We start from the raw sequence: 14,084 nt of genomic DNA, 5'->3' as shown, positions 1-14,084 counted from the left end.
ATTTTAAAAGGCTTGCTTGACAGAATCGGAATTTACCATATAATATATCTATATGATACATTTAATTAAAGATATTTTAACCTCCGAACCGAAAGGCCAAGCAATCGATGTTTACGGCTGGGTTCGTACAAAGCGGGAAACCAAGAATTTGGTTTTTATCGAGATCAATGACGGCTCTTGTTTTGCCTCCATTCAGGCAACCTTTGACAGGGATACAGGTCTCGATAATAATACTGAAGCTCTTTTAAAAAAGGCCGGTACCGGAGTTTCGGTAAAGGTATCGGGCAATCTCGTTCCCTCCCCTGCGGCAGGGCAAAGAGTTGAGCTTCAGGCTAATAATATCCATATCTTCGGTGATGCTGATCAGGAAAAATATCCTTTACAAAAAAAGCGTCATAGCATGGAATTTTTAAGGGACATAGCTCACTTGAGGGCTCGTACCAATACCTTTGGAGCTGTTGCCCGTATAAGAAGCCAGATGGCCTATGCAATCCACACCTTTTTTCAGGAAAGAGGTTTTCAATATGTGCATACGCCGATTATTACCGGCTCGGACTGCGAGGGTGCAGGCGAAATGTTCCATGTTACAACCTTTGATATAGAAGAAACCGTAAAAAAAGCTCTAAAAGAAAAAAAGGATCCCGATTCTTTTAAAATAGATTATTCTCAAGATTTTTTCGGCAAGCAGGCTAACTTGACCGTTTCAGGCCAGCTTGAAGGAGAAACCTATGCGACAGCCCTTTCGCGCATTTACACATTCGGCCCGACTTTTAGAGCGGAAAACTCGAACACAAGCCGACACCTTGCAGAATTTTGGATGGTTGAGCCCGAAATGTCCTTTTTTACCATAAAAGAAAACATGGAGCTGGCAGAAGAATTTATCGTCTATCTTTTAAAATGGGCCTTGGAAAAGTGCAAAGAGGATCTGGAATTTTTTGATTCAAGGATCAAAAAAGGGCTTATCGAGATGCTCAAAAATGTTGTAAACACGCCCTTTACTCGTCTTACTTACACGGAAGCTATAGCCGAACTTGAAAAGCACATTGACCGCTTTGAGTTTAAACCCTACTGGGGCTGCGACCTCCAGAGCGAGCATGAAAGGTTTTTGACCGAAGAAGTTTATAAGGGGCCGGTAATTGTTACAAACTATCCCAAGGAGATTAAGTCCTTTTATATGAAGTTAAACGAGGACGGAAAAACGGTGCGGGCGATGGATGTGCTTGTACCGGGATTGGGCGAAATAATCGGGGGCTCGGAAAGGGAAGAAAATCTTGATATTTTGCAGGGCAGGATTAAGGAATTGGGTTTAAGAGAAGAAGACTATTGGTGGTACCTTGACCTCCGCCGATACGGTACGGTTCCTCATTCGGGATTCGGGCTCGGGTTTGAGAGGCTTCTCCTCTATGTTACGGGTATGGGAAACATAAGGGATGTTATCCCCTTCCCCAGAGCACCGAAATTAGCCGAGTTCTAATTTTTTAGTAAAAAATTTAAGACCTTAAAAAAATGAAGCACAGCACAAACGGAATTATAAAATTTATTTTTGTTCTCTTTGGGGCTGTGCTTTTTTGTGTATTGAGCCTTGCAGGCTTTATTTTTTTCCATGTTTCGGAATTAAAAAAAGCACAGCCTCTTGAGGTTTCACAAGAAGAAAAAACGGCAGCTCTTAAAACCTTTTACAGCCGGCATAAGATTAACAAGGAGTTTCCGCCCCTTAATTCCATAGAAAATTTTTTGCCCGTAAAATCATCATCTTCTAACATTGCCCCCTCGGCAAAAAAAATAGAATTACCTAAAATAGATGCCGAGTCCTACATTCTTATTCACGCAAACACCGGTACAATTTTAGCCGAATCCAATGCCGATAAAATAATCCCTCCGGCCTCCCTTACAAAGCTGGTAACAATTTATACCATGCTTCAAAAGCCTCAGTTTAAAGATTTGGAAAAGGTTGTTTTTCCGCCTGAGGAGGCTTGGGCAATTTTTCTGCCAAAAGGAGCGGCATGGATGGGCTTGGGAGAAAATCAAAGTTTAAGTATAGAAGAGCTGATAAGGGGAATGGCGGTTTGCTCGGGGAATGATGCAGCCCTTGCGGCGGCCCTGCTTACGGAAGGAAGTATTGAAAAGTTTACGCTTAAAATGAACGAGGCCGTTAAAACGATGGGCTTAAAATCCACCCGCTTTGAAGATTCTTCGGGCTTAAGCGAAAAAAATCAAACCACGGCAAGGGACTTTGCCTTATTTTCCCTCCATTATTTAAAACAATATCCCGAAAACTTAAAAAAGTTTCATTCGGTAAATGAGATAAGCTATCCCCAAAAACACAATATTCTTATCAAAAAAAACTCCGACGGTTTAAAGGATTTTCAAATTAAGCCTGCCACCAATACCCTCCTAAAAAAAATAGAAGGCTGTGACGGTTTAAAAACAGGTTTTATTTACGAGTCCGGTTTTAATATTTCGCTTACGGCTCAAAAAAACGGAGAGCGTTTTATTGCGGTCATCCTCGGCGGTCACGGCAAAAACTTTACCGAAGGAATTTTTAAGCGGGAGCAAAATTCCATAAAGCTTATGAATTTTGCATTCGACAATTTTAAAAGTTTTGACATAAGGGAGCACAACAAAATTAAAAGAAGTGTAAGCGTTCTAAGTTCAAACCTAAATGTAAAAACTTCAGCCTTTATGCCTCTCCTCGCCGATGAGGACTTTTCGCAAGACTATCTTACGGTTTTTAAAAACGATGAGAGGCATATAGAACAAGTTATAATTTTACCTGATGTAATAAGGGCGCCTCTTTTTGCAGGACAGCAAATCGGCCGTATAGAATATAGAATTAAAGATTCAGACATTGTGCTAAAAACCATTCCTCTTATCTGTCCGCTCGATATAAAAGAAGGTTCATCTTTTAGAAAATTTATAGACGGCTTTTATCGATTTTTTTAATATTTACCATTTTTTAAAATAATCCGTATAAATATAATGAGGAGTTAACTCGAGGTTTATCCCCGACACAGAAGCCGGGAATAAACCGAATTATAAATTAGCGCATTACCAATTTCTAAAACTCCACAATCGTACCGAAGTCTTTCCAGCCTTCTGCGGCTTGGTAGAGTGCTTTGGAGCCGGCGGGGACGCGGAGCCTTGCAGATGCGATGGGCGTGTTTTCAAACACGTGCTGGCCTGCCGTAATAGCCGGCGGATTTGCCGCTTTGCACGTTACCGTCTTCAGTTTAGGATCGCTAGACAAGACATAAAAGTCCATTATGGTAAGCGTTGAGGGGAGCTCGACCGACGTCAATTCAGGGCAGTTCGAAAGAACGTACCAGTTAAGAACTTTTATGTTTTCCGGTACAACCATCGAGCTCACTTTTAAGCCTCTAATTGAAATGCCGCCGATATATTTCAGCGAAGACGGCAGGTTAAGTGTTACAAGGTTGGGACAGCCGTAAAACACATATCTATCGATATCCTTTAAGCCGTCCGGCAGCGTAACGGAAGTCAGTGCGTCAATGTCTCTAAAAGAGTTCTCTTCCAATTCTATTACGCCTGAAGGAACGGTGTAAGAAGCACCCGGTTTGCCTTTCGGGTACCAGAGGAGTTCGGTTTTATCTTTGGTAAAGATAACGCCGTCTTGGGAAGAAAGGTAGGCATTATCGGATGCGACCGTCGTTTTTAGCCAAAAAATTTTCGAGCCTCTAAAGCGGCTACACGGTGCAGGTCAAACTTTGTCTCAAAAATGTACTGCACCGCATCTACGCATTTGTGCTTTGGCAGGTGCGCCGTTACGGGCGGCTTACGCTGCGCCCTCCACTGCTTACCCGCCTACGCACAAATGCGTGAACTCAAGGGCGCCAAGCCAGCCGGAAGCCAACACTGTTGTACCCGCTGCCAGGACTGCAGTCGCCCCGAAAGCCTACAGTGCAGTCGTTCCTGTCGCCGCACCAGCTGGTGCTGTTCCAGCAGCCGCCGCGTATGACGCGCTTAGTACCCGACGCTGCCCCGGTCGGGTCGGTAACCTCTCCTGTTCCTATGCTGTCATACCGGTCAAAACACCATTCCCAAACATTTCCCGCCATGTCAAATAGACCAAGAGCATTCTCCCTTTTTCCTCCTACCGGATGGGTTTTATCGCCTGCATTACCCTTATACCACGCAACAGCTCCTGCTTCTTTGGCATCATACCACCAATTCGCTTTTGCTCCGCTTGCACTGTCCAGCTTGGTAAGCCATACATCTCCGTATTGTGCCGCATTTGTGTTGTCGCTTCCCTGACAGCGGGCTGCATATTCCCACTCGGCTTCGGTCGGAAGTCTAAAGCCTTTTTTATTCATATCGGCGTATGCAGCATCGCAAGCAGTTCCATCCGTTGCATCTTTTAATACCGTAGGATCGCTATCGCTTTTACGGTATACGCATTCGGCTTCGGAGCTATATATCATTTGAGTATACGCATTACACCACACTATGCAGTCCCTCCAGTCTACCATCGTTACAGGATGATTTTTATTTGTTGTAGGAGGCTTGCCGATATTTGCATAGTTAGGCCAAATACCTCCACCGCCTGTGCCGTCCCAGCCTTCAAGTCCCTTGTTTGCAAAGCTGTAGCCTTTACTTTCTGCCCATGTACGCACAGAATGCCATAACTCATACGTTACCTCTGTCTTGCCCAGCTTGTAGGGGCTTAATTTTACCTTGCGGCCGGCACGGAATACGCCTTTCAAATAATCGTCAGTTTCGGTCGGGAGGTAGTTAGGGTCAACGCCTACGATGCCGTTTGCAGGCGGGGTTATTTCTGGAAAGTCATAGCTCGGCGGTGTGGGCACAGTTCCTCCTCCGCTTGATCCGCCGGAATCTGAACTGTTGCTTCCCGATGCCTGTTTGCAGCTGGTAAAAAGCAGCCCTACTGCCAAAAGTGCGGCTGTGATGAGCACCGCGGCTCCCGTTTTTCTCAAGGCGTGTGCCTTGTGTTTTGTTTTAAACTTTGTCATACAATCCTCCTATCAAAGTTAATTTTTAATTTAACCGCTGAGTACGCCAAGGACGCAAAGAGGTTTAAGAGAGTCTTTGTAATGGAATCCTTAATAATCCTTTGCGAAGTTGAGCGAAGCTCAAGGCTTGGCGAGCGTTGCGGTTTTTTATGTGAGTAAATTTGTTTGTGTTTGATTGTAAATTTATTTAGGCATGGGAAGGCCTCAGCTGCGAGGCTGCGAGGCTGCGAGGCTGCGAGGCTGCGAGGCTGCGAGGCTGCGAGGCTGCGAATTTTGACCGATACTTTATATCGTGTCAAGTGTTTTTCACAACTTTTTGCATTTTTTTGCTGAGAATGTTTGTAACTGCGGGCAGTGTGTTTTTCTGTCATTAGTGTACAGTATAACACGGTTTTGTGCGGGTTTCAACCTTTCTTTTAAAAATATACGGGCATCTTCTGCGTTGCTTCAAAAAAAACAATCTTCGACGTATCAGTACCGCCAGGATGGCGGTGGCTCCAAGCAAAATCGAGTTCGCACTGCGAACTCGCAGCTAAAGAATGAACACGGACGTTCATTCTTTAGCGTGCCTGCGGGTGTTTTTTTCTTGCGCCTTGAATCTGCTCCGGCTGATTCTTATAGAGCTTTTATTTCTTCAACGGAAAGCCCTGTAACCTTTGAAATTAAGTCAATGCCAAGATTTTCATATCTCATCAGCTTTGCCGTTTCAAGAGCTTTTTTGTATACTCCATCGGCAATACCCTGTTCAATTCCTTCGGCAAAAGCTATTTGTCTTTCTTCAGCTCTCTGTACTGCGATGTCTGCATCGTAATCATATTCGGCTACTAACATGTTTATTACCTCCCGTGATTTTCGCTGTAAATATTCTTTTAAGATTCCTTTTTCTATACATATTTTTACCGCATTTGTAAAACCTTTTTCGCTGTCGAGTTGGGTTTGCTTTCTTACCTCTTCAACAAAGAGGCTGTATTCTTCAAGCGGTTTGCAGGCTGCTAAAACTTTATTTGCTTTGTCCGTGTTGATATTGAGAACTCGCACCGTCAACTCCAGCGGCATTTGTTCAGGTTTTGTAATAAAGGCATCGGAAAGTTTTAGAACCGTAGTTTCAGGGTAGTCTTCCTTGCCATTATAGAAAACATAGAATTCAGGCGTGGGGATTTTTGACAGTTTTCTTAAATACCGATCAGTCGGTGCTTGCAGTTTTTCGTATAGCCTAGCTATGTATTCTAAAAAGCGTAGGGGCATATTTTCGTTTATAGTTGATTGATGTTCTGCCAACACAATGATTTTACCGTCTACAAGGCAGGAAACATCATTGATTATGTTCATGTACATAACATTATCGAGCCTTATATTTTCGACCGGAGACGAAAGCGGAAGATTCGTGCCGTGCAGAGCATTATACAACGACAAAAAATTCTCTTTTGCTTTTTCGTCCTCACTGAAAAGGTCGACAAACACCGAGTCCTTATATTTTCTGTTTGAAGTACTCATAGTCATCCCCTCATTGATTGTATTATACCACAACTTCCTCAATTTTGTAAGAGCTGTTTTTTTATTTAACCGCAAAGATGCTAAGGGCGCAAAGGAAATTTAAGGATGTTTTGATAACGCATTCTTTAATTTACCCTTCGCGTCCCTTGCGGGCTTCGCTGTTTTATTCGGTGTAATTTAATCGCATTGATTTCCGTGGTTGTTTCCCCGCCTTCGTTTTCAGCCAAACGTATGAAAATGGAAAAACCGGATATGGCTTTAATTAAGAAGGGGTAACATGGCTTTCCGAAATCGAAAAATTATAGTTTTATAAAAAGTAGTAAATCTTTCAAATAATACATACAATATAATTGATGATAGACTATAAAAATTCGTCCAATACGGACAAACCCGATATGAGGGAAAGGCTTTTAGAGTACGGGCCTCAAAACTTAAGCGACTCCGATTTGGTGGCCATTCTTTTACGGACAGGCATTAAGGACAAGCCTGTAAAAGAATTGGCCGATGATATTATTCTGCACATCGATAGAGCAAGGCCTGAAAAAATTGAGGGCTATCTGCGTTCTATCCGCGGGATGGGAGATTCAAAGATTTCAACGGTTCTTGCTGCCATGGAATTGGGAAGGAGGTATTATGACAACAAGAACCGCACGATTTCACACCCGACCGATGTAGTTCCTCTTTTACAGCACTATGCAGATAGGGATAGGGAGCATTTTATCTGCGTCTCGTTAAACGGAGCAAACGAAATTATTGCAACCCGTGTTGTGAGCGTCGGCACTATCAATAGAACAATCGTGCATCCTCGTGAAGTGTATTCAGACCCTTTAAAGGACAGGGCTGCTGCAATAATTGCTGCCCATAATCATCCTTCGGGAAATCTGGAGCCCTCAAGTGAAGACATGGAATTGACAAAACGCATTTACGAGGCCGGAAAAATTTTAGGTATCAAGCTTTTGGATCACATAATCTTAGTCCCTAACGGAAATTTTTTCAGCTTTGTCCAAAGCGGAACGAGGTTTGATATTTAAAAGGCTACTTAATCAAAAAAGAGGCAGAGGCCGATCACTTCTTTACAACCTCCCTCTTTTAGAGCCGCTGCACAAAAGTTAAGGGTCGCGCCCGTGGTCATAACATCGTCTAAGATTATGAGCTTTTCCGGTAAGGCGGTTTTTAAATCTTCCGATTTTGAAAAAGATTTTTGCCTTTTTAAAAAAATCTTTCCTTTTAGATTGCTTGCACGCCTTTCGCGGGAAAGACTTTTTTGTGAAGCCCCGTCCATTCGTTTTAAACAACGCAATATTGGAAGATTATAAATCTGTTCCAAATAAAGGGACAAATCTTCTATTTGATCCCAGCCCTTGGTTTTAATCTTTTTAGGACGGGGCGGAACCGGCACCATAGGAACGTTTTGAAGTTCAGGCATCCCTTCGATAAAGGAAGCAATGGCAGAAGCATAAATTTCCGCAAAGCCCCTCATGTTTTGATTTTTCCATAAGCGTAAAAGCTCTCCTCCCCTGCCCTTGTAAGGATAAATGGTGTAAACCTTTTTGAGAAAATCGGATTGAACGGAAAGCGGTTTTGCACAATCTTCCTTTTTGCTCTTTTCCCTTTCTTCTGTTCTTAAATTTTCTTTTTCTCTTAATTTAGCCCTGCAGTCCGTGCAAAGCTCTTTTTCGGAAATTAAAATTTTTCCGCAAGATGAACAAAACTTTTCAGGATTTTTAAGCCGGAACAAAACAGGTTCGGTAATTTCTTTTTGTAAACATTTGCTGCACAATGGAATACCCGTTCCCGTTTCTTCCCCGCAAAAGAAACAAACTTGCGGACAAATTATTCGGGCATAAATATTCCGCAGATAAGTCAAAGCTCTTAGTTTAATTCTTTTTATCATGATAATACTCCTCATTAGTATTATCATAATTTTATAAATCTTTTAGTAATTTTTAAAAAATAATTTATAAAAAGTTTACATTACTTCCATAAACGGAATGAGTACCAAGTTCATTGCATTTTGAAGCACTATTTTTGTAGCCCTTGCCAATTCCATTCTTGTATAAGAAAGGTCGGCATCTTCTCCTGAAAGAATGGGGCAATCGCGGTAGAAGCGGCTGAATGCTTTTGAAAGCTCATAAAGATAGGCCGTAAGGGCACTCGGGTCTTTACGCAAAGCAGAGCGTTCAACCTGTTCGGGGAAGTCTTCTAATGTCTTTAACAGTTCCCATTCGGATTCATTTGTCAAAAGGGAAGCATTGAGTTTTCCGTCCTTTAACTTTTCTTTGCCTTCGGCTGTTTCGGCCTTTCTTAAAATAGAAGAAATTCTAGCACCCATGTATTGAAGATAGGGACCCGTGTTTCCTGTAAAGGAAAGGGACTCTTTAGGATTAAAAAGCATATCTTTTTTGGGGCTTACCTGTAAAAGAAAATAATGCAGGGCTCCGACGGCAATGTTCTCGGCTGCAACTGCGGCGTCACCCACTTCCTTTTCTCTTCCGTTTTCTTCAATCTTTTTTAAGGCTTCATCTTGAAGAGAATTGATAAGATCATCGGCATCCACAACCGTACCTTCGCGGCTTTTCATTTTTCCTTCAGGCAGGTTTACCATTCCGTAAGAAAGATGATAGAGGTCGTCAGCCCATTCGAAGCCGAGCTGTTTTAAAACATAAAAAAGCACCTTAAAGTGATATTCCTGTTCGTTTCCTACAACATAGATCATCTGATTAAAGGGCCAATCCTTGTGGCGGGAAATTGCCGTGCCTATGTCCTGCGTCATATAAAGAGAAGTTCCATCGCTTCTAAGCAATACTTTTTTATCGAGCTTGATGGGAGCGAGGTCAACCCAAACGGAACCGTCCTCTTCCTTATAAAAAACTCCGGCCTCCAAACCTTTTAATATCTGATCCTTTCCTTTTAAATAGGTTTCACTTTCAAAATAAAGTTTGTCGAAAGAGATGCCTGTTCTCTTGTAGGTTTCCTTAATACCTTCTATCGCCCAACCGTTCATCTTCTTCCAAAGCCCGATTAGTTCCTTGTTTTCTCCGGCTTCCCAATCCAAAAGCATCTGCTTTGCTTCGGCCTCTGCCTTTTCGGGATTTTCCTGACTGTATTTATGGAAAGCAACATACATGTCTCCGACAAAACGGTCGGACTTTATATTTTCACTTTCGGGAGTTTTTCCTTCGCCGAATTTTTGATAGGCTATCATGGACTTACAGATATGAACGCCCCGATCGTTTATAATGTTTACCTTAAAAACATCGGCCCCGCAAAATTTTAAAATACGCGAAATACTTTCACCCAAGGCATCGTTACGCAGATGGCCGAGGTGGAGGGGCTTATTTGTATTCGGGCTCGAAAACTCGATCATAATTCTTTTGCCTGAAAGAGAAGAAGTTTTTCCGTAGTTTTCTTTTTCCTTTAGAACCTTATCCAAAACATTCGAGGCTAAATCCCCTTTGGCAAGAAAGACATTTAAATAAGGCCCGATCGCCTTAGGCATTCCGTATTTTTTTATATCCTCGTTTTCTAAAAGACGGGCACAAACATCGGAAGCAATCTTTGCAGGAGAGGATTTAAAGCTCTTTGCAAATGTAAAAAGAGGAAAGGCCACATCCCCCATTTCGGGATTAGGAGGTGTTTCTATATTTATTTGTTCAGGTAAAATCTTATCGCATGTTTCGGGAGCTATCCCGTTTAAGGTGTCGGCAATAATTTTTTGCCACGTAGTTTTAATATCTTCCATAATAAGCGGATTATAACAGATTTTTTGAAAGTTTTCAATCGGACTTGAGCGGTTAAATTAAGCGGTAAAAAAAATCAACGGCCGTTTTTTTTATTATTTATTTTTTCAACGGCAAAAGCATAAAGAGGCCCGCCAATCAACAAAACTATGGGAATGGCTAGCAAATACCAGTCATATCCATAAAATTTTTGCACACGAAGATAATGAATAAGACTTAGTATTATTATAAATGATAGTGACCATAATAAGCCTTTCTTAACATATAAAAAATATTTTTTCATATAAACTCCTCTTTTCCAAAACCATACTAAAATTTTAAGAATTATGCAATAAGACGAATTTCTTGCGGTTAAATTAAACACCGATCGAAATAAACCGCAGTGAGCGCCAAGCGTTGAGCTAACGCCCAACTTTGCAAAGGGAAAAGATTATTAAGAAAAACCGCAGGTTTGTCTTAATGACAATCCATGCCTCTAACTTAGGGGAGATTTTTAAGAGGGGAGCTAAAAAATGTACATCCTGTACATTTTTTAGCTTTCGAGTTTTAGACTTACGTCTAAAACATCGTAAGATTAAATCAGCGAACATCCTGTTCGCTCCCCCTCTTAAATGGCGTTTTGAAAAGATGAGGGGTTATAGGGGAGAAGAAAAACTTTTGCTCCATCAAAAGTTTGTCCTCTCCCCTAATTTGTCTTTTCCCCTAACTTTCTTATTTCTTCCAAGCAAGTCTCTAAGGCATCCTTACCAGGGAGATTATAAATATCGGGGGCTATGCCTACTTCGTCTGAACAATATCCTTCAGAATTTAAACCGTACAAGGGATCGAATTTTATAAGTAGTCCGCTTTTCGGAAGCATCATATAAATCGGTGAATATCGGCCGTTATGTCCCAAGCCCCCTGTATTAGAGCCTACAAGGGTCGCAAACCCCGAAGCCTTACACAAACCCGCAAGCCTATCAGCGGCCGAGGCTGTTTTTCCGCTTATCAATAACCAATATCTCCTATCCTTGGGCGGAGCATATCCGGGAGCCAGCTCTTGAAAACTGGCAGCATCTTCTTCATAAAGAGCTATAGTATTTTTTTTAGTGTTTGCATTTTTTATATTGGGCACTTCTTTTATATCTATTTGATTGTTTTTAAATGAGGGATTAAGCTCGGTATATTTATTTTTAGAGCATAAAAAATATATTCTTTGCCGGATATTTCTGCCAATATTATTATAACTCAAAATATCACTGTCATAACATTCAACACTTCCCCCGCCGTTATGGGATACATCTATTATTATGTGTTTATATTTTTCGGTATCTAAGAAAAACTTTTTCATATCCTTTTTATACTGTATATACTCTTTTGCATAGCCTCTTTTCCTAAAAGAATCAATTCTTACATAAGCAATCTTTCCTTCTTCGATTATTTTTATATCGACCTTAACCATTCTTGCATCGCTGCCGATTAAAGAATTAACGGAATACGAAGGCTTGACTCTATAAAAAGAGTTCATTAAATCTACATCGTATAACTTAAAATAGGAATCGGAAACAGTCATACCATATTCATGATCTCTCATAGATGCAGGATAAAGATGACCTGTAAAATAGCGGGAAGTGATATCTTCACAAAGTTTTGCATAAAAAGATATATATGAGTTTTGACTATATCTAGGAGATGAAGATTTTATTTCTTTGTAACCTTCTTCTTTTATTTTTTTTAAATCGGCCCCTTTTCTTTCGCATACTTCGGTAAAAGGATATTCGTTATAAATAAAATCCCAAAAAGCTTCGTAATCGGTTTCGGACTCTTCAAGACTTATAAAACCTGATATTTTATACCGATTTTTTGAGATAACAATTGTACATATTACAAAGGCGGCTAAGAATAAACATTTTATAACTGTAAATATACGAGATTTTTTCACAAAGCGCTCCTAATTAAACAGGCTTAATATAATTGTATCATAGTTTTATAATAAGTCAAGTATTCGCATTGCGGTTAAATTACCCTCTAAATCGGCAAAAAAATTTTAACTTGAGGCAATGCGGACTCTTGCATAAAAACATCAAAAATGCTAAAATATCGCACAATTTAAATGAGGTGAAAAATGATTAGAGGCGGAGATATAGCTAAGGGCACGGTTTTGCTCAATAAGGGAACTCCCTATTTAGTTGTTGAGAGGGAATTTGTCAACCCCGGAAAGGGTGCGGCCTTTGCCCGTGTTAAAATGAAAAATCTAAGAGACGGTTCCGTTTTAATGCAGACCATCAAAACTGCAGACACCGTTGAAGATGCAGTAGTAGATACCCACAAGTGTCAGTATCAGTACAAAGACGGAGACCAGTTTATGTTCATGGATACGGAAAGTTTTGAATCCATTTCCGTACCTGCCGAAACAATAGGCGACAAGGAACATTATCTAAGAGAAGGCGATGAATACGATATTCTCATCTGGGAAAATGAACCTATCGATGTAAGGATTCCCACAAAGATGATTTTTATTGTAGAGCAAAGCGAAAACTATATAAAGGGAGATACCGTTTCGGGAGCAACAAAACCCATAGTTACCGAAACAGGTCTTGTAGTTCGTGTTCCCCTATTTATTAAACAGGGCGAAAAAATTCTCGTAAACACCGAAACTAACGAATATCAGGAAAGAGTTAACAGCTAACCTTTACGGAAAAGGACGGTAATTACGGGGCCAAGCCATAATTACCGTCTTATTAAATGAAGCTTAAGCTACTACGGAAGCTGCTTCCGAAAGCTCATGAATATAGCCTGTGCGGACGCACATATCAAAAAGATCCTTTTCTATAAAATCTTCACTTACCTTTTGATAACCCTCTTTATCCATACAAATACGCAGGATGTATCCGGCATCTGTTTCTTGCAAAATAGAACAATATGAGGCATCGCCTTGAGTAGTTTTTATTGAATATAATTTCATACTTTCCCTCCGTATAGTACTATTTTCGGTATACAAAACGATACCTTTAGGATATAATAACTCCCATGTATACCGATGCCCATGTTCATATTTTAGATACGATAGAAGAATTAAATTCTCAAAATATAGAAAATTCGATTTTAAAGACCTTTGATAAGGATATATTTTTTTGTGCTTCTGCAAATGAGGCCGGCCGTTTTGAAATTCAAGAAAAAATATGCAGGGAAAATTCCGAACATTTTATTCTTTCTTTCGGCATACATCCTCAATGCCCGATAGAAGACGAGATTCCATATTTAGAAAAACTTTTAACCGAAAAAAGAATAGCCGCCATTGGGGAATGCGGATTCGACCTCTTTGACGAACACTATCGAAGCACATTAGAAGCTCAAAAAAAAGTATGGAAGACCCAACTTGCTTTTGCCCAAAAATCTAATCTTCCCATAGTTGTACACTGCCGAAAAGGAATGCACCTCATATTCGATGATGTAAAAACTCTAAAAAAAATAAATGCGGTTATCTTTCACGGATGGGCGGGCTCCGTAACCGAAGCAAGATCATTTCTAAAAAAAGGAGTAAATGCCTATTTTTGTATCGGTAAGGGCCTGCTCCGAGGACAAAAAGCTCAGCTTGAAACGGCTGCAACTTTAGAAGAGGATAGAATTTTAACCGAAACCGACGCCCCATACATGAGTCTAAAAGAAGAAAAATTTTCACTTCCTACGGATATAAAAAAAGTGTTTTCAGTTCTTGCAGAATTAAGGGCGCAATCCGAGGGACTTTTAAACTATGATGGAAAAACTTATAAAAATTATGCGGAAGAATTAAAAGATTCAATCTTTGAAAATTTAAAAAAAGCATATAATATCCGTTTTGACGGCAATTGATTTTTTTTTAATCTTATTCTAAAATAAACCC

At 40.6% G+C, this 14,084-nt stretch carries 13 protein-coding genes; 5 read left to right on the top strand and 8 right to left on the bottom strand.

Going from position 1 to position 14,084, the window contains the following annotated elements; genetic code table 11:
- Positions 1–52 precede the first annotated feature (52 nt).
- The gene (gene asnS, locus TDE_RS04700; protein ID WP_002682293.1) at positions 53–1,474 is read left to right on the top strand and encodes an asparagine--tRNA ligase; all 1,422 of its coding nucleotides are present in this window, start codon (positions 53–55) and stop codon (positions 1,472–1,474) included.
- A 32-nt stretch (positions 1,475–1,506) separates the two neighbouring features.
- Complete coding sequence (locus TDE_RS04695) at positions 1,507–2,943, top strand: D-alanyl-D-alanine carboxypeptidase family protein (RefSeq protein WP_002682292.1); 1,437 nt, start codon at positions 1,507–1,509, stop codon at positions 2,941–2,943.
- 115 nt (positions 2,944–3,058) lie between these two features.
- Here TDE_RS04695 and TDE_RS04690 read toward each other — a convergent pair whose 3' ends face one another.
- From TDE_RS04690 to TDE_RS04680, 3 genes are all read right to left on the bottom strand, one after another.
- Entirely contained in the window at positions 3,059–3,535 is a 477-nt protein-coding gene (locus tag TDE_RS04690; RefSeq protein WP_002682291.1) for a leucine-rich repeat domain-containing protein, read from the bottom strand.
- Positions 3,536–3,842: 307 nt separating this feature from the next.
- Positions 3,843–4,988 carry a formylglycine-generating enzyme family protein gene (locus TDE_RS04685; protein ID WP_002682289.1) on the bottom strand — a complete coding sequence of 382 codons (1,146 nt, stop codon included), beginning with the start codon at positions 4,986–4,988 and terminating at the stop codon, positions 3,843–3,845.
- 615 nt (positions 4,989–5,603) lie between these two features.
- Complete coding sequence (locus TDE_RS04680) at positions 5,604–6,482, bottom strand: Rpn family recombination-promoting nuclease/putative transposase (protein ID WP_002682287.1); 879 nt, start codon at positions 6,480–6,482, stop codon at positions 5,604–5,606.
- A gap of 353 nt (positions 6,483–6,835) precedes the next feature.
- Between TDE_RS04680 and radC the strand changes: the two genes are divergently transcribed.
- Positions 6,836–7,513 carry a RadC family protein gene (gene radC, locus TDE_RS04675; RefSeq protein WP_002682286.1) on the top strand — a complete coding sequence of 226 codons (678 nt, stop codon included), beginning with the start codon at positions 6,836–6,838 and terminating at the stop codon, positions 7,511–7,513.
- A gap of 8 nt (positions 7,514–7,521) precedes the next feature.
- On the opposite strand, the gene TDE_RS04670 is transcribed toward radC, so the two are convergent.
- The 4 genes from TDE_RS04670 to TDE_RS04655 all read right to left on the bottom strand — a co-directional run bounded on the left by TDE_RS04670 (position 7,522) and on the right by TDE_RS04655 (position 12,143).
- Positions 7,522–8,376, bottom strand: a complete 855-nt coding sequence (locus tag TDE_RS04670) for a ComF family protein (protein WP_002682284.1) — start codon at positions 8,374–8,376, stop codon at positions 7,522–7,524.
- A gap of 75 nt (positions 8,377–8,451) precedes the next feature.
- Positions 8,452–10,224, bottom strand: coding sequence for an arginine--tRNA ligase (gene argS, locus TDE_RS04665; protein WP_002682282.1), 1,773 nt, complete (start codon positions 10,222–10,224; stop codon positions 8,452–8,454).
- Positions 10,225–10,298: 74 nt separating this feature from the next.
- Positions 10,299–10,505: a hypothetical protein gene (locus TDE_RS04660; RefSeq protein WP_002682281.1), complete on the bottom strand. Its 207-nt coding sequence runs from the start codon at positions 10,503–10,505 to the stop codon at positions 10,299–10,301.
- A gap of 402 nt (positions 10,506–10,907) precedes the next feature.
- Positions 10,908–12,143: a S41 family peptidase gene (locus TDE_RS04655; protein ID WP_002682280.1), complete on the bottom strand. Its 1,236-nt coding sequence runs from the start codon at positions 12,141–12,143 to the stop codon at positions 10,908–10,910.
- 183 nt (positions 12,144–12,326) lie between these two features.
- Here TDE_RS04655 and efp point away from each other — a divergent pair, with 183 nt between their 5' ends.
- Complete coding sequence (gene efp / locus TDE_RS04650) at positions 12,327–12,890, top strand: elongation factor P (protein WP_002671939.1); 564 nt, start codon at positions 12,327–12,329, stop codon at positions 12,888–12,890.
- A gap of 63 nt (positions 12,891–12,953) precedes the next feature.
- Here the strand turns inward: efp and TDE_RS04645 are convergent, their stop codons facing one another.
- On the bottom strand, positions 12,954–13,166 hold the full coding sequence (locus TDE_RS04645; protein ID WP_002670390.1) for a hypothetical protein: 213 nt from the start codon (positions 13,164–13,166) through the stop codon (positions 12,954–12,956).
- A 65-nt stretch (positions 13,167–13,231) separates the two neighbouring features.
- Between TDE_RS04645 and TDE_RS04640 the strand changes: the two genes are divergently transcribed.
- The gene (locus tag TDE_RS04640) at positions 13,232–14,053 is read left to right on the top strand and encodes a TatD family hydrolase (protein ID WP_002682279.1); all 822 of its coding nucleotides are present in this window, start codon (positions 13,232–13,234) and stop codon (positions 14,051–14,053) included.
- Positions 14,054–14,084: the final 31 nt, after the last annotated feature.

Source organism: Treponema denticola ATCC 35405, assembly GCF_000008185.1.
GTDB lineage: Bacteria > Spirochaetota > Spirochaetia > Treponematales > Treponemataceae > Treponema_B > Treponema_B denticola.
The sequence above is the reverse complement of the archived record's forward strand: the minus strand, read 5'-3'. Positions and strand labels throughout refer to the sequence as shown.